The sequence below is a fragment of the Exilibacterium tricleocarpae genome (assembly GCF_007004655.1).
Lineage (GTDB): Bacteria > Pseudomonadota > Gammaproteobacteria > Pseudomonadales > Cellvibrionaceae > Exilibacterium > Exilibacterium tricleocarpae.
In genome coordinates this window covers 115,839-137,979 of sequence record NZ_ML660094.1, presented here as the reverse complement: position 1 = coordinate 137,979, position 22,141 = coordinate 115,839, and the positions used below count along the sequence as shown (strand labels likewise).

Here is a 22,141-nt window from a genome sequence, read left to right as displayed (position 1 = left end):
GGCAAGAGTCGGGCCGATTGGTATTAATTCGCCAAATAAACCCCAGCCGTTACTTAAAACTACCGCGCACCCCAATCAGAAAAGTCCGCTCAATGTTCTGGTACTGTTGCACGAAACCCGAACCACTGGAACGGAACTCATTGAATTCTTCTTGCTCGGTCAGGTTAAGCGCGTCGAAGTAAATCTGCACCCGGTCGTTGAGTTGGTATTTGAGATCGAAGTCGACCTGGGTCCGCGCATTGGTATAAGAATCGTTGTTGACGTTCTCTTCATCATTGATACGCACCAGAAAGTCGTCGGTGTAAGCAGCGCTCAGGCGCAGGTCCCATTTCTCATCGGCCCAGCCGAGCGTGAGGTTACCGGTGACGTCGGCCTGGCCGATCAGCGACACCTGCCGCGTTTCCAAATCGGCTTCGCTGTCGACAAAGGTGGCGTTGGCGGCAATGTTAAAGCCGGCGGGCAGTTCCTGGTAGTAGGACAGTTCCAGCCCCGTGACCTTGGCCGACTCGCCGTTGAGCGAGGTGCGGATATCGATATCCGATGCGGTGGCGAAACGGGGATCGCCGGAACGATTAATAATTTCCTGCCCGACACGGGAGTCCTCATCGACGGTCGCGCGGAAGATAAAGTCGTCGATATCTTTGTAAAAAATACCCGCCTGCAACACCGCCACCACTGCTTCCGGATACCAGGCCAGGTTCAGGTCGAGGTTGTTGGCGCTGAAGGGCTCGAGGTTCGGATTACCCGCCTGCACGTTGAGTTCATTGTCCAGTTCGTCAAAATCCACGGCGATACCGGGATTGTTGCGGGCAAAGGACGGACGTACCACGGAGCGGAAAATCCCGGCCCGAAAGACCAGGTCGTCGCGGATGTTCCAGCGCAGATTCGCCGACGGCATCACATCGGTATAGTCCTTGTCGAATCTGACCGGGCTGGCGAGAGCGCCGCTGAAATCGCCGGTGTTGACGACAAAGCCGGCGGAACTGAAATCGGTTTGCTCCACCCGGGCACCGGCATTCAAGACCATGTTCTCGCCGATATTGAAATTACCCAGGGCGTAGACGGCAAGGATTTCCTCCTCGGAATCGTAGTCGTTGACAAAGCCGTCGATCAGGTTGTCGCGGATATCGCCGTCGTCGGTGGCATCCACGTTACCCTGGGCAAACTGGCGTTGATAGAAATTGATAACCTCCGGAACCCGGGCGCCGGGACCCCAGTCGCCGAGGGAGAAATCCGGTGTAAACGCCTGGAAATCGGCGAGCGTAATATCCTCGGCCTCGTTGAAGGCGTCCTCGTACTCGTTGTTTTCAATATCGTTGACTTTTTCATGTTTGAAGTACTTGGCGCCGAACTTAAGGTTGCCCCAGTCCATATCCCTGTGCACGTCGAGCGTGAACTCGGTGTTCTTGTCCTCGGAGTCTTCGGTGGTGATGCGAAAGCGATCGAATTCGTAGTCGCTGCGATCGTTGAAATCGGCCAGGTCTGCGGGGGTTGCGGGTTCCAATAGATAGCTGTCAGTGCCGAACCGGAAGTTGACATTGTCGATTCTGCGGTTTTGGAAACGCGCGCGAAAATCGTCCTCCTCGCGAGTCGCTTCGGAGAAGGAGGCGTTGTAGGCGAAGCTCCAGGGACCGACAAAGTTTTCACCGCCGATGGAGATGGTCTGAATTTCCTGCTCTTCATCCTGGTCGCGAAACTCTTTGCGCACGCGCAGGTTGTCGCCGCGGCCCCGGTTGGTTCCCGAGAGTTCCGGGTCGTCGCGAAACTGGTTCGATACCCGGTTGCGGAATTCGGTTTCCAGCAGGTAGGAGTGGGTAAAACGGGCAAAATAGCGGGCCGAATCGGTGGGCCGGTAATCCAGATTGATATTGGCCGAGCGGCGCTCGCGGCCCAGGTCCAGCGTGCGCAGGTCCAGGCGCCCGAGGGTTTCCGTACCGTCGAGATCGAGAATGCCGTCGCCTTCGTCGCCCTCGATATTTTCGATCAGGTAGTCCCGATCCTGAGCGGTCAGCGAGATGGCGATACCGAAGGTGTTGTCGGCAAACAGGTTCGAGTAAATCAGCGAGGCTTTGTAGGCGTCTTCCTCGGCGCGCTCGTCGTAACCCAGTTCAGCTTTGTAGGAGACATACTGGCCGTCGCGCTGAAACGCCGACAGGCTGCGGATCGATACCGTGCCGCCGATGGTATCGCCGTCGTCGGCGGCGGTGACGACTTTGCTGACCTCCAGGTTCTCCAATAACTCCGACGGTATGATATCCAGGGCCACCGCCCGGTCGCGGTCGGGCGCGGTTTCGGTCGAGGGCACGCGGGCGCCGTTCAGCTTGACGTTGGTGAAATTCGGACCCAGCCCGCGCACACTGACAAAGCGCCCTTCGCCGTCGGAACGCTCAATGGAAATACCCGGCAGTCGCTGCAGGGCTTCGGCGATATTCTGGTCGGCAAACTTGCCCGCATCGCTGGAGGCGATAATGGTCTTCAGGGTGTCGGAGGCGCGCTCCTGGTTCAGCGCCGACATAATGGCGGCGCGGCTGCCGACCACTTCGATAACCTCCAACTCGACAGTGTCTTCCCCAAAGCGGAAATCTTGACTGACGGCATCGCCGCCCGCGATGGTGACGCTGCCCTCGATCGGCTCGAAGCCGAGGTAGTCGACGGTGACCTGGTAGGTGCCGTCCGGCAGGCCCTGCAGGCGAAAGCGCCCTTCGGCGTCGGTGACCACTCTTCTCCCGAGCGTCTCGATCATCACCACGGCGCCCTGGAGCTTGTTGTTGTCGGGGTCTGTGACCCGCCCGATGACCCCGCCGTCCTGGGCGGCCACGCCCAGCGATAACATCAGTGCCGGCACGGCAAAGGCGGGTCTCAGGGTATCCAGGATATATCTATAGGTTTTTTTAAGTTCTTGTTTATAAAGAACTTTTGATTGGGTTTTCATAACTCTCCTCATCGCTCTGTCACTGCTTTTTCTGATGTATCGGGTACATCAGTATTATTTTTTGTATTTTTAAACTACAAAATATATAAATTTTTTATATTTTGTAAAATATATAACATGAAGATATGAACGTCTAGCAGTAATCTTCGGTGACAGGGGGCTGGTCGCGATGGCGCTCGATTCAGGTACCTAGTTGTGATGGGACTTAAACAGATTTGTACAGTTTATTGACCTTGACTTTAGCCACACCGACCTTGGTTAAAGATACGAGGGTAGGTCTGCCTCTGGAGGGCACTTTCAGAAACTCTCGACAGCAGGGATGCTGTCGTGAAGCCCCCATGGACGGGTTCACGGCGTGTTTCTGAAAGTGCCCTCCAGAGGCAGACCGATCAATTAGCACACTTTCGCTTAAGCACCATCACAACTAGGTACCTGAATCGAGTGCCATCCGGGTCTGGCCGATCTATACAGTGAGAGAGCGAGTGACCGCAGGTGCCGTTAGGCATTAAGAAGTGGATAGCGGTGGTGGCAGTACCCTAAAGGACCTGCCTTCAGGTGAGGCGGCCGATCAGACTGTGGTGAGCACCGGCTTTGACATCGTCGTCGTGTTCCCGGTCCCAGTTTACCGCCACATCCCCCGGCACGCCGGACAGGCGTTTGATCCGATCGCGGGCTTTGGTGCCGATAATCAGCACCAACTCCGAAAACAGGGCTTCGAGAATCGACATGGCGGGTACCATGGAGTTGAACAGGGAGGCCGATTTGGTACTGGAGGTAATCACCGAGTCCGCAAAATTGGAGATCGGGGACATGGCCTGGTCGGTAAACAGCACGACGGCGGCGTTGCGTTCCTTTGCCAGTCGCGCGAAGGAAATATTGTCGTTGTCATAGTTGGGAAAATCGAACACCACGACTATGTCTTTTTTGTTGATATCCAGCAGGCGCTCCGAGCGTTCGAGGGGATTGTTCTCCACCAAATCGATATTGGGGCGAATACGGATCATATAGGTGTGAAAGTACCGGGCCAGTACCTGACTGACGATACCGCCCACAACCAGGATTCGGCTGCGGGGGTCTGATAACAGGTTTGCCACGGCGCGCAGCTCTGAGAGTTGTACCCGATCGAACGTTTCCGCAATCGACTGCTGCAACAGGCGCACCCCGTCATCGACGTCGTGCTGGGTTTCCGGCGCTGCGGGCGTGCCGCTGTTGTCGGTGGTGAGCAGGCTGCTCATGGCGATCTGAATTTCCCGGTGCAGCGCCTTTTGGAATTCCGGATAGCCGTCAAAGCCGAGCTTCTTGATACAGCGAATCACCGAGGGCACGCTGACCTGCGCCCGTTCCGCCAAATCCGCCAGGGTTTCGAGGCCCGCCAGTGGGTAGGCCGACAAGAGTGCACGCCCGACCTTTTTGTCGCTTTTGGTCAGCTCGTTCCAATTGAACTTCAGTAAATCTGAAATGGTTGCCACTGCGCCTCTCTATCATTGCTGGTGTTTGGAAGTGTTACTCAGGTATTTAGACACTGCTTCATAACAGCCAAACCACTGCGACGGCATTTTATCACTCGCCTCGCGCTGCCCGGCAGTTATGCAACGGTGTTGCGTCGGGGTCTCGCCCGGCGGGTGGCGTAAAGAGCCAGTTTGCCATCACCCCGGGCACGGAATCCAGTTTTGTATCGGGATATATGTATGACTCAAAACAGTGCTACTATTGCTGTCACGATATGTAGTAAAAATAACACTATAGCCTTTTGCCTTGAATTTGGTTAATAATAATTACAATGCATCCAAGTTTCAATAACAACCCAATAACAACCCGTCCGCTAGCTGGAGGTCATGGTCGCTTCCGGTATCAGTGGGGAAACTTTTTCGGAGAGATCGGCCTATGTCGTTGATCGCGCTGCTTATAGTCGCCGTGTTATTCATTGTCGTATCCACCAGTGTCTACAAACTGCATCCCTTCGCCGCCCTGGTTTTTGCCGCATTCGGCTTTGGTGTTTTCAGCGGTATGCCGCTGGTCGAAGTGGTCGCGGCGGTCAATCGGGGTTTTGGCGATACCATCGGCTATATCGGCATCGTCATTGTCGGGGGCTCCATTATCGGTACTTTTTTGCAGAAGTCGGGTGGTGCGCAGCAAATCGCCCAGGCGGTGCTGCGTTTGACCGGTAAGAAAAACACCACCCCGACCATGGGCGTGGTCGGGTATCTGGTGTCCATGCCGGTGTTCTGCGATTCGGGCTTCGTGCTGTTGTCGCCGGTAAATAAAGCCCTGGTTAAAAAGGCCGGCGGTTCGCTGGCGGCGGGGGCGGTGGCGTTGAGCCTGGGGTTGTTCGCCACTCATTCGATGGTGCCGCCGACGCCGGGGCCGGTCGCCGCCGCCGGTATTCTCGAGGCCGACCTGGGGCTGGTTATCGTGTGGGGGCTGGTGGTCAGCCTGGTGGCGTTGATCGGCGGTATTCTGTTTGCGGTTTATGTGGCTTCCAAAGTGACGCTCGGCGAAGGCGCCGATGCCGGCCGCGACGAGTTGCAGGAGTGGGAGCTGATGTCAAGCAAGCAGCCCTCGGCGCTGGCCGCGGCGCTGCCGATTTTGTTTCCGATCGGCTTGATTGTGCTGCGCTCGATCGCCGAGTTGCCGAGCCGGCCCTTTGCCGATGGGCAGTGGGTCAACTTCCTGGTGTTCGTGGGGCAGCCATCGGTGGCGCTGTTGATTGGCGTGATGCTGGTATTGGCGATTCCGCGACGCCTCGATGCCAGGATTCTCTCCGATCGCGGCTGGATCGGCGAGGCGATTGCCGCCGCTGCGGTGATTATTGTGATCACCGGCGCGGGCGGTGCCTTCGGCAGTGTCTTACAGGCCTCGCAAATCGGCGAGGTGATCGGCGCTCGCATGGCGGACTGGCAGTTGGGGATACTGCTGCCGTTTCTGGTTGCCGCTGCGATTAAAACCGCCCAGGGCTCCTCGACCGTCGCCATTGTTACCACCGCCAGTCTGCTGGCGCCGTTGATGGACAGCCTCGGTTTCGACACGGCGGTGGCCAAGGCGTTGGTGGTGGTGGCCATCGGCGCCGGCTCCATGGTCGTGTCCCACGCCAACGACAGTTATTTTTGGGTGGTTACCCAGTTCTCGGGTATGACCGTGCAGCAGGGATATAAACTGCAAACCCTCGGTTCCCTGGTACAGGGTTCCATCGCGGCGTTCGTGGTTTGGTTGTTGAGTTTGTGGCTGCTTTAACCCGGCTATTGCCGAGGTGTCGCACCAACCCGGTGGTGCGATCTGGCGGCCTAAAACTGCTCCGGCCGACAAAACTCTCCTGACCCGGCAAGCGGCCCGGCGCGGCGGAAAAAGCTTTCAGACATTATTTTCAGACACTATTTTTAGATAAAAACAGTAGAGTGAAAAAATGGTAAAACGTGCTGCTTTGTTTTCTGGTCCCACCCTGGCGTTGATTACTGTGATTGCCATGCAAGCCAACGCCTGGCCGATGGACGCCGCTATCGCCGCCGGTGTGACGGTGCTCTGTGCCGTGTGGTGGATTTTTGAAGCGCTGCCCATTGCCGCCACCGCGTTGATTCCGATTGCTGTGTTTACGCTGACAGGGGTGTTGACCCCGGCGCAGGTGGGGCAGGCCTACGGCAGTCCGATTGTGCTGTTGATGCTGGCAGGGTTTATGCTCTCGGCGTCGATGGAAAAAAGCGGCGCCCACCGGCGCCTGGCGCTGGCGATGGTGAACCTGACCGGTGCGGCCGGCGGTTGGCGACTGGTGGCGGGTTTTATGTTGGCCGCGGCGGTGCTAAGTATGTGGATTTCCAATACCGCCACGGCGCTGATGTTGCTGCCCATCGCGCTGGCGGTGCTTGAACAGAGCCGCGATCGCCTGCTCGCTGTTGCGGTGATGTTGGGTATTGCCTACGGCGCGAGTGTGGGCGGTGTCGCCACGCCGATAGGCACACCCACCAACCTGGTGTTTATGCAGGTCTACCAGGAAACCACCGGCACGGAGTTGAGTTTTACGCAGTGGATGGGCATGGCGTTGCCGGTAACGCTGGTGTTCCTGCCGATCATCTGCTGGTGGATTACCCGCCGGCTGGCTCGCGCCGAGCCCTTGGTACTGCCGGATGTGGGTCGCTGGCGCGCGGAGGAAAAACGCATGCTGGCGGTATTTTCGGTGACGGCGTTGTTGTGGATTACGCGCAAGGAGCCGTTTGGCGGCTGGAGCGAACTGGCGGGTTTGAATTCGGCCAATGATGCCAGCGTCGGCTTGCTGGCGGCCATCGCCCTGTTTTTAATTCCCAACGGCAAAGGTGGAAAACTGTTGGACTGGCAGAGTGCCGAGCGGATTCCCTGGGGGATTTTGATTTTATTCGGATCGGGCATCTGTATTGCCCGGAGTTTTTCCGCCACCGGTTTGAGTCAGTCCATCGGCGAATCCCTGTCTGGCTTTGTGGCCTTGCCGCTGCTGGTAACACTGGGGCTTATTTGCCTGGCGGTGACGTTTCTGACCGAGGTCACCAGTAATGCGGCCACCGCGGTGTTGTTGATGCCGCTGCTGGCGGCGGCGGCCTTGGCCGCCGGCATCGAGCCGGCGCTGCTGATGGTACCGGCGGTCATCAGTTGCAGTTGCGCGTTTATGCTGCCGGTGGCGACACCGCCCAACGCGGTGGCCTACAGCAGCGGCTTGTTTACCATTACAGAGATGGCGAGAGTAGGGGTGGTGTTGAATTTTATCGGGGTGATGGTGGTTAGCCTGGTGACTTGTTTTGTGTTGAGCAACCTAGTGCTTTGATCAGAAAAGATTTTCACTTCGGTTGCACTGAGGTCGCTTAGGTGAAAATCTTTATTGGTCGAAGCACTAGCCTTCTCTTAACCGCACTGTGGCGTTTTCATCGCTGCGCCGGGAAATAAAAAACCCGCCGGGCAGGCGGGTTTTTTTACCGTGAGGGCCGCCGGCTTTTTACACCGCACCCTGCGCCTGGCGAGGCGGCTTACACAGCGACCTCCTGAATTTCAACCGCGGCAATCTTCTTGCCCTCGTCGGCGGCGTCCTGGAAAGCCTGTATCTCGTTGAAATTGAGATAGCGGTAAATATCGCCCGCCATACTGTTGATTTTGTTGGCGTACGCCAGATACTCTGCCGGTGTCGGCAGCTTACCCATGACCGCTGCTACCGCCGCCAATTCGGCCGAGCCGAGATAAACATTGGCGCCGGCACCGAGGCGGTTGGGGAAGTTGCGCGTCGAGGTCGAAATGGCTGTGGACTTGGGTGCGATACGCGCCTGATTGCCCATGCACAGAGAACAGCCGGGCATTTCCATACGCGCACCCTTGCGGCCGTAGATATTGTAAAAACCCTCTTCCATCAACTGGTGTGCGTCCATCTTGGTCGGCGGTGCCAGCCACAGGCGGGTGGAGAGTTCTTCGTCAGTGGCGTCGAGTAGTTTGCCGGCGGCGCGGAAGTGACCGATATTGGTCATGCAGGAGCCGATAAACACTTCGTCGATCGTGTCGCCCTGAACTTCCGACAGCGGTCTGGCGTCGTCCGGGTCATTGGGGCAGCAGAGAATCGGCTCTTTGATCTCGGCCAGATCGATATCGATAACGGCGGCGTATTCGGCGTCGGCATCGGCCGCCATCAGTTCGGGATTGTCGAGCCATTGTTCCATACTGCGGGCGCGGCGCTCGAGGGTGCGAACATCGCCGTAACCGTTTTTGATCATCGAGCGCAGCAGCGTCACATTGGAGGTCAGGTATTCGCGAATCGGCGCTTCGTCCAGTTTGATCGTGCAACCGGCGGCGGAGCGCTCGGCGGAGGCGTCGGACAGTTCAAATGCCTGCTCCACCTTCAGATCGGGCAGCCCCTCAATCTCCAGGACGCGGCCGGAGAAAATATTTTTCTTACCTTTTTTCTCTACCGTCAGCAGGCCCTGCTTAATGGCGTAGTAGGGAATGGCGTGCACCAGGTCGCGCAGCGTAATGCCCGGTTGCATCTCGCCCTTGAAGCGCACCAGCACCGACTCCGGCATATCCAGCGGCATGACACCGGTGGCGGCGGCGAACGCCACCAGACCGGAGCCGGCCGGAAAAGAAATACCGATCGGAAAACGCGTGTGGGAGTCGCCGCCGGTACCTACGGTGTCGGGCAGCAGCATACGGTTGAGCCAACTGTGAATGATACCGTCGCCGGGGCGCAACGAAACGCCGCCGCGGTTCATGATGAAGTCCGGCAGAGAATGCTGGGTATCGATATCCACGGGTTTGGGGTAGGCGGCCGTGTGGCAGAAGGACTGCATTGTCAGGTCGGCGGAAAAGCCCAGGCAGGCGAGGTCTTTGAGTTCGTCGCGGGTCATGGGTCCGGTGGTGTCCTGAGATCCCACCGTGGTCATTTTCGGCTCGCAATAGGTGCCGGGACGTATGCCCTCCACACCGCAGGCGCGGCCGACCATTTTCTGGGCCAGCGTATAACCCTTGCCGGTATCGGTGGGTTGCGCCGGTTTGCGAAAGGCCGTCGACTCGCCGAGGCCCAGCGCCTCGCGGGCTTTACTGGTCAGGCCGCGGCCGATAATCAGCGGAATACGGCCGCCGGCCTGCACCTCATCCAGCAGCACGTCGGACTTGAGGGCAAACTCCGACAATACTTCGCCGCCTTCCGACAGAATTTTGCCGTCGTAGGGTCGAATTTCGATGATGTCGCCCATCTTCAGCTCGTCCACCGGTGCCTCGAACACCAGGGCGCCGGCATCTTCCATGGTGTTGTAGAAGATCGGCGCCACTTTGCCGCCGATACAGATGCCGCCACCGCGCTTGTTGGGCACGCCGGGCAGGTCGTCGCCGAAGAACCAGAGCACGGAGTTGGTAGCGGATTTGCGGGATGAGCCGGTGCCCACCACATCGCCCACCATGGCCACCGGGTAGCCCTTGGCCTTGATGGCTTCGATTTGCTTGAGGGGACCCAGGGTGCCGGGCTGGTCGGGGGTGAGGCCCTCGCGCTCCATTTTATACATGGCATTGGCGTGCAGCGGGATATCGGGTCGCGACCAGGCGTCCTGGGCAGGGGAGAGGTCATCGGTATTGGTTTCACCCGTAACTTTGAAAACGGTGACCTTGATGCTCTCGGGGACCTTGGGGCGACTGGTGAACCACTCGGCCTCGGCCCAGGATTGCAGGACGGCTTTGGCTTGCTCGTTGCCGGCTTCGGCTTTTTCATTGACGTCGTGAAAGGCGTCAAACATCAACAGTGTATGTTTGAGTTCCCCGGCAGCGAGGCCGCCGAGTTCGGCGTTATCGAGCAGCTCCACCAGGGTTTCAATATTATAACCGCCGTGCATACCGCCGAGCAGTTGCACCGCGGCGGCTTCGCTGATCAGCGGGGAACTGGCTTCGCCTTTGATAATGGCGCTGAGGAAGCCGGCCTTGACATAGGCGGCCTCATCGACGCCGGGAGGAACCCGGTGGGTGATCAGATCGAGGAGTGTGCCTTCTTCACCGGCAGGTGGATTTTTCAGCAACTCTACTAACTCGGCGACCTGTTGGGCGTCCAGGGGCTTGGGGGGGACGCCTTCTGCTGAGCGTTCTTCCACATGTTTACGGTAAGCTTCAAGCACGGTTGTGTTCCTCACTCTATGATAGCCACATCGATGAATCGGGGCCGCAACGCCCCGCAGCGGGGCCGAGATTTTACACTATTCGCAGTTGGCTGTTAAGTTAATAGTAAAATCAACGACTTAGGAGGGGCTTTGCACTGCATTGCGACACCGGCTCCCGCTCGGGTGATATAGTTGTCAGTCGTTGTATTACTATAGAACAGTCCCTCCGATCCGGTTCAGTTGGATGTGGGGCTTGGATGCGAACCGGGTCAGGCGCTGCGCCGGCGACCTCTTGCCGCTGGTTTTCCTGTGCAGGCAGCCTCACCCCAGGGGGATGCGCAAGTCTTGCATCTGGTATCCGCCCGAGTCTGCCCTCATCACTTTTCCCGTTATTGTTACCTTTATAATCACGGGTGCAAACGACGACGTCGATGTAATGAGGTTACCCGTTGCCATTTAACCGATATGACAAAACTAAGGCACCCCGGTGCAGTCGCTGGTATTATCTGGACCCGACAGCGCCAAAACCGTGTTTCACTGCTTTATGATTAAACCAATCCGCACCCCCTGCGTGGGCATTTGCTCGACCGGCATCGGCGATGCTGTGTGTCGCGGTTGCAAGCGCTTCGCCCACGAGGTCATCGATTGGAACGCCTATACCCACAGTCAGCGCGCCACTATTGCCCGGCGGCTGGAGGGCTTTCTGACCCAGGTGGTGCAGACCCGCCTCGAGATTGTGGATGAGACCCGATTGTTGGCCCAGATCGAGCACCAGCAAATTCGTTTTGATCGCAGCCGCAATCCCTATTGTTGGGTATTTGACCTGCTGCGCGCCGGCGCCAGTCAGATCGCCGATCTTGATGCCTATGGTCTGCGGCTGCAACCGGCCAGCAGGAATATCGGACTGGTCAGGATCAAGGAAATGATCGATGCCGATTACTACACACTTTCCTGTGCCCACTACGACCGCTATATTGCCCCGGGTGAAATTCGCCAGGTTTGTCTATGACGCCAATCGATCATATCGTGCAGTTTTTGCGCTGCGAAACGCCCGACGACTGGATCGCCACCGCCCTGGAAAATCCGGCGCTGTTGCTGATCGATCACGCCAACTGTGAAAAAAAGGCCGCCAGCACTGCCATGAATCTGATGTACCGGTATGTGGACGACTTTGAGCTGCTCAATAAAATGTCACGTCTGGCGCGGGAAGAGTTGCGACATTTTGAGCAGGTGATTGCGCTGATGGAAAAACGTGGCATCGACTACCGGCAGATAAGTGCCTCGCGCTATGCCGCCGAGCTGCGCAAGTCGGTGCGCAGCACTGAGCCGGGCAGGTTAATCGATACGCTGATTGTCGGTGCGGTCATCGAAGCGCGCTCCTGCGAGCGGTTTGCCAAGCTTGCGCCCCACCTCGATGAGGAATTAAAAACTTTTTATCTGTCGCTGTTGAAGTCTGAGGCGCGTCACTACCAGGATTATCTGGGTCTGGCGGAGAAAGTTGCCGCAGGTGAGAGTATTGCCGCAAGGATTGATACTTTTTTGGCTGTTGAGCAGTCGTTAGTACTGCAAGGGGATCGTGAATTCAGGTTTCACAGCGGACCTTTGGTTTGTGATCGGGTCTGCGAGTAGTCAGCGAGAACCAACCGGTCGGTCGGATTAGTCACTCTGTTCCGGCTCCGAGTCGGGCTGTTGTTTCAATTTGCGCTGGATCTGCTGATACTCCAGCAAGTGTCTGGTGGTGGACACTTCAATGTCCTCGATGGCCTGTGCCAGATGGACGGGGACCAGCATCTCTCTGGAGACAAAACCATTCTCCTCAACCTTGGCCAGGTAAATTGCCCTGAGGTTGTTGATGTTGGTGTTCAGATGATTTTGATAGAGGTCCATACTGACGGCCACTTCTCGTTGCGAGTCGCCGTTGACGACAACGCGCCACATCGCCTCGCGCATTTTTTCTGATAAACGCGGCATTTCAACCACTGCGATATCAAATTGGTGAGTCGTCAATTTCAATTTATCTTCCTGATTTGTCGGTTTTAAAGTCTCAGTTACCATGGATTCTAAAGTTCCTTTCGGCCCTTTGCATTCCCATATATAGTTTTCTGTCATGGCAAAAGTGCTCTCGTTATTTTAAATATGTATAAAAATACATTTTAAAAATATTCTTCTATGCATTAAATAGTACATATTTACATATAAAAAAATAGTATTGTTAAATTCATCTCGATACTAAATAGGACTATGGAGTTGCGGTTTGGTACATTAGGGCTGTCTCAAGCTTTACCGAGGTTTTATGTGTTGGTTTTTGGCGACGGTTTAGGCGTGTGATGCCGGCACCGGCGGCAGTCAGATAACCGATTAGGCAATGGCGGGTAACAGATTGATGACCACCACTCAAGCGAAAATGGGGCGTGATGATAAAAAGAAGGATGAACGGGAGAACTTTTTCTGTGGACCGGGTCAGGATGGCGACGTTGTGAGCTGCCGGCAACGGCTGGAAGCTGCGCGACTCGAACAAACGGCTTGGGGCAGCCTATTAATTCAGGCGGAGGAAAGGGGTCAGTTTACCGCGCTTGAAAAGCGCTGGAGTAAACAGCGCTGGCCGTTTGATGAAGAGTTTTCCAATGCGGTGCTAAACGATCAGATCGAAGCGGCAACCGACCGGCTGATTGAGCTTGAGAACCAGTTGGTCCATGAGGGCTGGCGGTCGACGCAGCGCTATCGCGACGAGGGTGATGAAGACGGCGAGTAAAACCGGTATCGATTGCGCCGCCGGTGGACTATAACTAGGGCTTTGTCCTTCCCGTCGGGCTATAAAGCGTTCAACCCGTGATAACGCTTTGCAATACCGGCGTGTCAAACCAGCGGCAACCGGTCACCTGCAGCGGCGTTTTTCGCTTCAGGTTTGTTGTCTGACTTTGGCGAAAAAAGCCTCCTGCGCTGCGGCAGCGTCGGCATCCACCTTGCGGGAGATGGGATCCTCCGCCATGGCCCGATCCCAGGCCTTTAACCGCTCGAAGTCTTCCAGTATGTCCCAGTCGTAAATCTTATAGCCGACCAGCTTGCCGACTTTTAGACAATAGCGCGTGTAGATATCCGCATAGGTCAATTTATCGCCAAACAGAAACTGGCCATCGCCGCGCAGTCGGTCCAGTGCCCTGAGCCCTTTTTTGATGACTCCGCCCGCTTCCTTATAAGCTTCCTCCAGTCTGGGCGTCTTCGCCACTACCTCAGGAATATGACGCCGGGCCGGTAATTCGATGTAGAGTTCCGCAATTTTTGTGATCTGCCTCACTTTCGCCCGCGCAAACGGATCGCTCGGGTACAAGGGTTTTTCGGGATAGGCGTCTTCCAGATAATCGATGATGACACTGGACTCGGACAGGCAGCCTTGCTCAGTTTCTATACAAGGCACTTTACCCATGGGACTCTTGGACAGGTAATCGTCACCTTTATTGCCGGTGTAGACCACTGTCTCGGTAAAGTCTATCTCCTTGGCCAGCAGCGTATGTTTAACAATATTGTAGTAGTTGCTGGCGGCAAAACCGTAAAGGGTAATCATGTAGGTACTCCAATGCCAAAGTGTCCGGGCGCCGGGCGGACACCGCGGTCGGGCCGGGTACGACGCCAATAATTACGTGCACGCTATTTTGCTCGATAATGGACTCAGGCGAAAGGTTTTCGTACCCCAGGTTGGGCTTTGTCGGGGTTGTTATCATGGTTCTGCTGTGCGCCTCAACGTCGACGCGTGACGTTATCGGCAGTGTGGCGGCTGTGTCGGCCGGCGCGGGGCAATTGCTTTTCCAGGATTTTTCCGGCCTGCGCTAGCCGTGGTGTCAGGCGTGTCTATACTGTGGGTACTTGTCTGCGATTGCAGTGGTAGAGGTCCGGTGATTGCGGCTGAACAGTGACATTATCACGGCACAGTCAAATGTCCTGCGAGCGCGCGACTAGCCGGTGTCAAAAATCAAACACCGGCAGGATGTCTCGCTGCAACCGGGTTGTGAAAGCAAAACCCAGGAGAAAAAAAGTGACTCCCGAACAAATTACATTGGTCCGATCGACTTTTGCCAAGGTCGTGCCCATTTCGGAGACCGCCGCGCAGTTGTTCTACGACCGGCTGTTCGCTCTCGATCCGACAGTCCAGCCTCTGTTCACCGGCGATATGAAAGCGCAGGGTGTTAAGTTGATGCGTATGATCGGCACGGTGGTGAGCAAACTTACGCAGCTCGAGGAACTGGTGCCGGCATTGCAGGACCTGGCTCTGCGCCATGTCGGTTACGGGGTAGAGAATCGTCACTATGCCACCGTCGGTGAGGCGCTGTTATGGACGCTGGAACAGGGTTTGGGCGAAGATTTCAACGATGAGGTTAAAGCGGCCTGGACGCAAGCTTATGCGCTGCTCTCTTCGACGATGATAGACGCGGCGAATTCCCGGGTTGCCTGATTCACCGTAAGCCGAAATGCATTTTGCGGTCCGCCTGTCAGAATAGCAGTCGGGGCGGGCCGTGAAATGCGACGGGACAGAGCCCGCGATTCAAGCGCGATTTCTAGCGACCACCAGCGAGGCCAGGCCGAGTGCCAGTAACACCAGCGTCCCAGGTTCCGGGGTTGCACCGGCCAGTATCGCCGTATCCACGATTTCTTCCTCTTCAGGTTGCCGCGCAGCCGCAGTGGCCGCCAGCAGCAGCGCGCCGTCCTCCACGACACCAGGTTCGAGAAACGCGGCAAACAGTCTGCCGTCCGGGGTCGCGACAAAGCCATCGGCGGTAGCCCGGTCGGCAATCGGCACAGCGTCAAAAACATCCAGCGTGGTATGGGCCAGGTCGATGGTGGCCGGGTTCAGCGAACCAAATGTCGGGCTCGGGCGCCGGCTATTGAGCAACAGAGCAGTACTGCCAGTTTCCGCCCCCGCGAGCAGTTCCAGGCCCGATGCCAGCAGTTGTTCACCGGGCAGTTGAGCACCGCGCTCGAGCGCGGCGGGTACGGCGGTGGCCGGTGCCGCTTGCGTAACGCCGGCTGTTAATAAGGCGGCGATAAACATCGTAGCCAGAGCGGCCAGATTGAGACTGAAATTGTTGGATGTAAACATGCCTTGCGACCTCCATACTTAAAATACTTACCGCGTTCCCGCGACATCACCGGTGGCGATGCGCTGCGATTTGCAGGAGCAACTGCAATTTGCAGGAGCAACTTCATCGTGAGCAAGGACCGTTCCAATTATAAATAGTGTTAAATATCAATTACTTACAGTTAGGTATAGAAGTTTTTGTAAAGTATTTCGGCACAGCGTGTAAAGTTGTGGTTACAGCCGCAGGGTGTTCTTATAACGACTGTCGCCACATGGCGAAGTCATCGCACTATTTCACCGGGCGCCTGGGTAATATTCACGGAAATCTACCGGGGACGCCGGGATACGGTGACACCAGGTGCCGGCTAACGCCGCCGGGTATAAAAAATATCGACATAAGCAGAGTGAATAAACCGCTATACACCAAATAAATTGTTGGCCGCCGCAACCCCGTGGCCATAATTCCGGCCTCAAAATTTGATTCGCAATTGACTGAAATACCATGATAAAACGATTGCTCATCGCCAACCGCGGTGAAATCGCCGTTCGCATTGCCGCGGCTTGCCGGGAGTTGCATATCACCACTATCGCCGTTTACGCCGACAGCGACGCCGGCAGTCTGCATTGCCGGGCGGCGGATACCGCGGTGCGCCTGCCGGGCGATCTGGCGGCCGACACCTACTTGAATATCGATGCAGTGTTGGAGGCGGCTCGTCGCAGCGATGCCGATGCGATCCATCCGGGTTACGGATTCTTGTCAGAAAATGCGGTGTTTGCCGCGCGTTGCGCCGAGGCGAATATTACCTTTATCGGACCGGCCGCCGCCGCGATCGAGCGCATGGGCTCCAAAATTGCTGCCAGGGCCCTGGTCGAGTCGCAACAACTGCCGGTGGTGCCCGGTTATCACGGCGCCGACCAATCCCCACAACATCTGTTACAGGTGGCTGACACGATCGGCTACCCGCTGTTGATCAAGGCTTCCGCCGGTGGCGGCGGTGTTGGTATGCGGCTGGTCGAACATCGCGATGCCTTTGCGGCGGCACTGACCGCCGCCCGTAACGAAGCCCGGCGCGCATTCAATGACGACAGCGTGCTGTTGGAGCGCTATTTTGAGCGCGTGCGGCATATCGAAATCCAGGTGCTGGCCGACGGGCAGGGTAACATCATCCACCTGTTCGAGCGGGAATGCTCGATTCAGCGCCGCCAGCAAAAAGTTATCGAAGAGGCGCCCGCCCCGGGGCTCGGCGCTGTTTTACGCCGCCGCCTGGGCGAGGCGGTAGTCGCCATCGCCCGTGCCGTGGACTACACCGGTGCCGGCACCGTCGAATTCCTGCTGGTGGATAATGGCCTGCCGGAGGCCGACGCCGAGTTCTATTTTCTGGAAATGAATACCCGCCTGCAGGTGGAGCATGCGGTGACTGAAGCCATCACCGGGATCGATATCGTGCAGTGGCAGATACGCATTGCCGAAGGCCGGGCGCTGACACTGGCCCAGGCCGATCTCACTATACGCGGACATGCTATCGAGTGCCGCTGGTATGCCGAAGACCCGGACCGCCGGTTCAGCCCGCAAACCGGCACCATTGATTACTGGCAACCGGCTGGCGGCGCGGGACTGCGTATCGATGGCGGTATCCACAGTGGTCAAACGGTGAGCAGTTTTTACGACCCTTTGTTAGCGCGCCTGATTAGCTGGGCGGAAGACCGCACGCAGGCGCTGCGAGCGCTGAGCTACCACCTGGAGCGATGTGTGCTGTTGGGCCTCACCACTAACCAGCATTATCTGCGCAGTGTATTGCAGTTGCCGGCGTTTGGCGCCGCCCGTACCCACACCCGGTTTTTGCAGCAACACGCCGAACACTTGAGCAATCGACCGCGGGGCGCCGTGGCCCAGTGTGCGTTGATCGCTGCGGCAGTGGGGTACTGCGAGCATCATCGTGATCTGTCCGAACCGCGCACTCGCAACCCTGTCCTGCCTGCCGGCACCGGGGCGACGACCGTCAGGTTTCACTGGCTGGATCGGGAGGTGGTGGTACAGGTTGAACCGCGCCCGGTGGCGAACCGGACGCCGGTTTTCGATGCCTGCCTCGGAGATCGACACTTCGCCGTTGACATAGTGGGGGTTGAGGTGCTGCCCGCCGGGGTAGTGCGCTTCGACCTGTCGATCGATGGGGTGCGTGCCGTTTACACCCTGCGGGTGGCGCGAGATGCGATTGCCTTACACAGCATCGCCACCGGCAGCCTGTACTTGCCCCTGGCGTCGCGGTTTACGCTGGCGTCAACTCGCCATCAGCACGGCGGTTACCGCGCGCCGATGCCGGGGCGGGTGGTGGAGGTGTTGGTAAGTGCCGGCCAGCAGGTGGAGCGGGGCGCGCCGCTGGTGGTTATGGAGTCGATGAAGATGGAGTCGACCACGCGAGCCCAGACCCGAAGCAGGGTGGAAAAAGTATGGGTTGCGGCCGGTGATACGGTAGAGGCCGATACGTTACTGGTTGCTCTGGAAGAGATCGAGGTGATGCCATGAGTGAGAATGGGGATGATGGGGTGGACAGTCGTTACGGTGTGGCGGAACTGGCGCGCCGCCGCCGGCAGGCACTTGCCATGGGTGGGGAAGCCAAGCTGGCACGCCAGCGCGACAAAGGACGCCTCAATGCCCGCCAGCGTATCGATGCGCTGTTGGACGCGGACAGTTTCGACGAATACGGACTGCTGGCAGTCGGTGAATGGCCTGGTATGGAAGCGAAGACTCCCGCCGACGGCAAGATTACCGGCTTCGGCAGCATTAATACCCGCACGGTGGCGGTGGGCGCCGACGATGTTACCGTGTTGGCCGGTGCCGGCGGTTATGTGGGAACCAATAAAACCGGCAAGCTGTTTGGTTATGCCAAGGACAAGGGCTACCCCTGTGTTTATCTGGGTGATGCCGGCGGCGCGCGGGTACCCGATATCATGGGGTCCACCGGTATGATGCGCTTGTCGTATCCGAGTGAACTGCCGGCGCGCAATCGCGCCGTACCCATGATTACCGCCATTATGGGCGATTGCTTTGGCGGCCCCACCTGGTATGCGTCTATCTCCGATATCGTGGTGCAGGTGAAGGGGTCGGTGATGGCGGTGGGCGGTACCGCTATCCTCGAGGTGGCCACCGGTGAAACCAGCAGTCACGCGGAACTCGGCAGTTGGGAGATGCATGCCCGCCAGACCGGTCTGGTGGATTTAGTTGCCGATGACGAGCCCCACTGCCTGGCGTTGATTCGCCGGGTGCTGGATTATCTGCCGGCCAACGCCGCACAATTGCCGCCCCGGATTGCCTGCGCGGAGCCGGCGACCGCATTGCTCGACGGTGTCTTCGACATCGTGCCCGCCGATCGCAAACAGGCCTATGATATGCACGACCTGTTGGCGCTGATTGCCGATATGGACAGCCTGCTCGAATTGAAACCCTATTATGACGGCAGCCTGATTACCGCATTGGCCCGTATCGACGGTCGGGTGGTGGGTTTCCTGGCCAACAACCCCATGGTGACTGCCGGTGCCATGGGACCGGGCGCCTGTGAGAAAGCGGTGTCGTTTATCTGTCTGTGCGACGCCTACCATATTCCGCTGGTATTCCTGCACGATACACCCGGGTTCCTGGTCGGGCGGGCGGCCGAGGAGCGCAAGATGCCGAATCGGATTATGCAGTTTATCGAATGTCTGGCCCAGAGTACGGTGCCGCGGGTGAGCATCGTGGTGCGCAAGTCCTACGGTATGGCACACTGCAATATGTCGGGCGGGCGTGCCAACAACGATGTGTTGCTGGCCTGGCCGACCGCGGACATTTCGTTTATGGCGCCCGAGGTCGCGGTCAATGTAGCTTTCGGGCGCAAGTTGCAACAGGCTGAGGACCCCGAACTGGCCCGCGAGGAGGCAGTGGCGGCGCTGGCCGAGGGCACGGCACCCTGGTCGGCGGCCGGGCGCAATTTAATCGACAAGGTCATCGATCCGCGCGATACGCGCAGGGAAATTATTCAGGCGCTGCGGCGCGCTGACGGTGGCGACGGACAACAGGGCTTCAGTCGGCGGCAACTGGCAAATTGGCCGTATAAAATCTGATGGGTATTACGTCGTTTGGCGGGTTTGGCTACACGCAGTGTTTGAGGTAGCCCGCCAGTTCAATGTCTGAATGGTCGTTGAGCGCAAGCACAGCTTGATAGGGATTCCCGCTGAGCTGTAACAGCGATGCGATGGCCGGTTCAGTTTTAAAGCCGTTGCGCTTTTTATGCCTGACCTGTTGTTGAAAACGTTTGCCGCCCATCTTCGACAAGCGTTGCATGACTTTATAGTGTTGATAGGCCATTTGCTCATTGACGGGCAATGTCGAACCGTAGATCTCGAACAAAAAGCCTTGGTAGTAAAATCGGCTTAAAACATGGTCGTTACGAATATCACAGGAAAACTGCTCACTGTCGCCATAAAATGATTTTAGGGTATCGACAAAGCGCGGTTTGTGCATGTAGCGACAGATAATATCGATATCGCTGTCTTCCACATCGAACTCAACGAAGATGGTGCTGACAATCTCGGGTTTGAAGGCGCTGAGCCGCTCCAGAATTTTAGCGTTAGCGATGGCTGCTCGAGCCTGGATCACCTTTGTGTTGGATTCAGTCATTGTCAGCGCCACTGATCAGGCTCCCTGGTTTTTGACGTTTGCCCAAATGGTGGGACAGCGCACCCCGCCGGGCCTTACCTCTGGCACAGTGGTCGCGTACCGGTGCGGCCCGCACCGGGCGGCACTCCCTGGGCGAAGGTAGCGCTATGATATTTACTGGTTGAGCCGTATTCGGATCACCTGGTCGAGCAGACGAACACCCCAGCCGGCATGTCCTTTCGGGACTGTGGGTAAAGCTTTATCCCGCCAGTCCACCCCGGCGATATCGAGGTGCACCCACGCCTGTTCTGCATCGATAAAACTGCCGATAAATGCCGCACCGGTGCTGGCGCCCGGCGGTTTATCGGCGGTATTTTTAAGATCGGCGATCAGGGAGTCCAGTTGTTCATAGTGGCCGGCGTTCAACGGCAGTGGCCAGACCGTTTCGCCGCTTTGGGTGCCGGCGTTGGCAAATAGTTCGGTCAGCGTATCGTCACGGGTAAAAAGCGCGCCATAATCGTCGCCCAGGGCCCGTGCCGCTGAGCCGGTCAGGGTGGCAACATCCACCAGCAGGGCGGGTTTATAGCGTTGCTGGACATAGGTCACCGCATCGGCGAGCACCAGGCGGCCCTCTGCGTCGGTGGACATAATCTCGATGGTTTTGCCGGACAGGCTGGTGAGGACATCGCCGGGGCGAATGGCGGTGCCGGAGGGCATATTTTCCGCCAGCGCCGCAACCGCCACCACATTGACCGCGGCTTCCCGCGCGGCCAATTGCATAAGGGTGCCCATCACGGCGGCCGCGCCGGAAAGATCGGACTTCATCTTCCACATATTTTTGTTGGGTTTAATAGAAATACCCCCGGTGTCAAAGCTGATACCTTTGCCGACCAGCGCCATATCTGTCTCATCGCCGGCACGTCCCCGGTAGTCGACAATCAACAGACGGGGTTCCCGTGCCGAGCCGGCGCCGACGCCGAGAAGGGCGCCCATACCGAGGCGCTCGAGTTTATTCTGCGCCATAACCTCAATCTTGACCCGGCGCAGGCCTTTCATGGCAGTCCTGGTGCGCTCGACAAAGCTCTCGGGGTAAATAACATTACCCGGCTCGTTGCCGATGTCCCGGGCGAATGCCACGCCTTTTGCCAAATGAGCCAGTTCTTCCCGGTAGTGAGCAGCCGAGCTTTCGGCGTTGCCCACCAGGATGACCACGCGACCCTGCTGGCGGTCCGTGCCCTTGGTGCGCTTATAGCGCTTGAAGGCATAGTCTCCCAACTGAAAGCCAAGCGCGATATGGGCACCGGGATTGCCGACCCCGGTCTCGATGCCCTCGGCTAATATCTGGATATCGAGACCACTGTCCTTTTTGATGGCCGTCGCCACAGCACCACCAAAGTCCTGTAGTTCGGCCTGAGTCAGGGGCGTCGGGGCAACGCCGACCAGGTCGATCCTGGCATAGTCGCCGACGCTGAACAGTGTCAACGTTTTGCCTGCCTTGCCGGTAAAGCCGGCGTTTTCGGCAGCGCGACTCAGCGCGGCGTTCAAGCGCTGATCCGCCTGTTGACCAGCCGTTGTCCACTGCAGGCCTTCGCGAACCGGTATCACGATATGTCCGCTCTGCGGCAGTTCGGGTGCGGTGAAGTCGACGGCGCGCTCAGTCGCGTGAGAGGGGTAGATCAAAAACAAGGATATTAGAACCAAAAGGTAACGCATAGCCAGACTGTCCTGATAAGTGGATGTTTCGGGTATTCGTTTGCCGTCGGGCGATTATAGGTAAAAAGCCGATGATACCGGCAACGAATATATCGAAGGTATTTGCAGGATAAAACTGCCGGTCCTGGTCTTTCCATCGACAGGTCTTAAGATGGCCCCGTACTTTAAGGGAGCGCCGCCCCAGCGGCAAAACGGTTTACCATTTACGCGACGGA

16 protein-coding genes are annotated in these 22,141 nt (G+C 57.5%); 8 read left to right on the top strand and 8 right to left on the bottom strand.

What is annotated here, in order from left to right; translation table 11 throughout:
• Positions 1-49 precede the first annotated feature (49 nt).
• Positions 50-2,932: a TonB-dependent receptor gene (locus FKG94_RS13710; protein WP_179957645.1), complete on the bottom strand. Its 2,883-nt coding sequence runs from the start codon at positions 2,930-2,932 to the stop codon at positions 50-52.
• Between the two features lie 551 nt (positions 2,933-3,483).
• Positions 3,484-4,401, bottom strand: a complete 918-nt coding sequence (locus tag FKG94_RS13705) for a MurR/RpiR family transcriptional regulator (RefSeq protein WP_142904908.1) — start codon at positions 4,399-4,401, stop codon at positions 3,484-3,486.
• A 415-nt stretch (positions 4,402-4,816) separates the two neighbouring features.
• Between FKG94_RS13705 and FKG94_RS13700 the strand changes: the two genes are divergently transcribed.
• A complete protein-coding gene (locus FKG94_RS13700; RefSeq protein ID WP_142904907.1) occupies positions 4,817-6,163 on the top strand; it encodes a GntP family permease in 1,347 nt (448 codons plus the stop codon).
• A 169-nt stretch (positions 6,164-6,332) separates the two neighbouring features.
• The gene (locus FKG94_RS13695; RefSeq protein WP_142904906.1) at positions 6,333-7,715 is read left to right on the top strand and encodes an SLC13 family permease; all 1,383 of its coding nucleotides are present in this window, start codon (positions 6,333-6,335) and stop codon (positions 7,713-7,715) included.
• Between the two features lie 199 nt (positions 7,716-7,914).
• Here the strand turns inward: FKG94_RS13695 and acnB are convergent, their stop codons facing one another.
• Positions 7,915-10,530, bottom strand: a complete 2,616-nt coding sequence (gene acnB, locus FKG94_RS13690) for a bifunctional aconitate hydratase 2/2-methylisocitrate dehydratase (protein WP_142904905.1) — start codon at positions 10,528-10,530, stop codon at positions 7,915-7,917.
• Between the two features lie 526 nt (positions 10,531-11,056).
• Here acnB and FKG94_RS13685 point away from each other — a divergent pair.
• Together FKG94_RS13685 and FKG94_RS13680 are read left to right on the top strand one after the other, a co-directional pair.
• Positions 11,057-11,521 carry a DUF1289 domain-containing protein gene (locus FKG94_RS13685; protein ID WP_142904904.1) on the top strand — a complete coding sequence of 155 codons (465 nt, stop codon included), beginning with the start codon at positions 11,057-11,059 and terminating at the stop codon, positions 11,519-11,521.
• Positions 11,518-12,141: a MiaE family protein gene (locus FKG94_RS13680; RefSeq protein ID WP_142904903.1), complete on the top strand. Its 624-nt coding sequence runs from the start codon at positions 11,518-11,520 to the stop codon at positions 12,139-12,141. The genes FKG94_RS13685 and FKG94_RS13680 overlap by 4 nt, the downstream gene beginning before the upstream one ends.
• A gap of 27 nt (positions 12,142-12,168) precedes the next feature.
• On the opposite strand, the gene FKG94_RS13675 is transcribed toward FKG94_RS13680, so the two are convergent.
• A complete protein-coding gene (locus tag FKG94_RS13675) occupies positions 12,169-12,621 on the bottom strand; it encodes a TrfB-related DNA-binding protein (protein ID WP_142904902.1) in 453 nt (150 codons plus the stop codon).
• A gap of 271 nt (positions 12,622-12,892) precedes the next feature.
• On the opposite strand from FKG94_RS13675, the gene FKG94_RS13670 reads away from it, so the two are divergent.
• Complete coding sequence (locus FKG94_RS13670; RefSeq protein WP_142904901.1) at positions 12,893-13,264, top strand: hypothetical protein; 372 nt, start codon at positions 12,893-12,895, stop codon at positions 13,262-13,264.
• A gap of 147 nt (positions 13,265-13,411) precedes the next feature.
• On the opposite strand, the gene FKG94_RS13665 is transcribed toward FKG94_RS13670, so the two are convergent.
• Entirely contained in the window at positions 13,412-14,074 is a 663-nt protein-coding gene (locus FKG94_RS13665; RefSeq protein WP_179957644.1) for a glutathione S-transferase family protein, read from the bottom strand.
• A gap of 468 nt (positions 14,075-14,542) precedes the next feature.
• Here FKG94_RS13665 and FKG94_RS13660 point away from each other — a divergent pair, with 468 nt between their 5' ends.
• A complete protein-coding gene (locus FKG94_RS13660) occupies positions 14,543-14,959 on the top strand; it encodes a globin family protein (RefSeq protein ID WP_142904900.1) in 417 nt (138 codons plus the stop codon).
• Positions 14,960-15,049: 90 nt separating this feature from the next.
• Here the strand turns inward: FKG94_RS13660 and FKG94_RS13655 are convergent, their stop codons facing one another.
• Positions 15,050-15,604: a PEP-CTERM sorting domain-containing protein gene (locus tag FKG94_RS13655; RefSeq protein WP_142904899.1), complete on the bottom strand. Its 555-nt coding sequence runs from the start codon at positions 15,602-15,604 to the stop codon at positions 15,050-15,052.
• 481 nt (positions 15,605-16,085) lie between these two features.
• Between FKG94_RS13655 and FKG94_RS13650 the strand changes: the two genes are divergently transcribed.
• The gene (locus FKG94_RS13650; RefSeq protein WP_142904898.1) at positions 16,086-18,107 is read left to right on the top strand and encodes an ATP-binding protein; all 2,022 of its coding nucleotides are present in this window, start codon (positions 16,086-16,088) and stop codon (positions 18,105-18,107) included.
• Positions 18,104-19,678 (top strand): acyl-CoA carboxylase subunit beta, encoded by a 1,575-nt coding sequence (locus FKG94_RS13645; protein ID WP_142904897.1) that lies wholly within the window; start codon positions 18,104-18,106, stop codon positions 19,676-19,678. Before FKG94_RS13650 ends, FKG94_RS13645 begins: the two co-directional genes overlap by 4 nt.
• 28 nt (positions 19,679-19,706) lie before the next feature.
• Here FKG94_RS13645 and FKG94_RS13640 read toward each other — a convergent pair whose 3' ends face one another.
• On the bottom strand, positions 19,707-20,234 hold the full coding sequence (locus FKG94_RS13640) for a DUF4269 domain-containing protein (protein WP_142904896.1): 528 nt from the start codon (positions 20,232-20,234) through the stop codon (positions 19,707-19,709).
• A 153-nt stretch (positions 20,235-20,387) separates the two neighbouring features.
• Complete coding sequence (locus FKG94_RS13635) at positions 20,388-21,926, bottom strand: leucyl aminopeptidase (RefSeq protein ID WP_142904895.1); 1,539 nt, start codon at positions 21,924-21,926, stop codon at positions 20,388-20,390.
• Between the last annotated feature and the right edge of the window lie 215 nt (positions 21,927-22,141).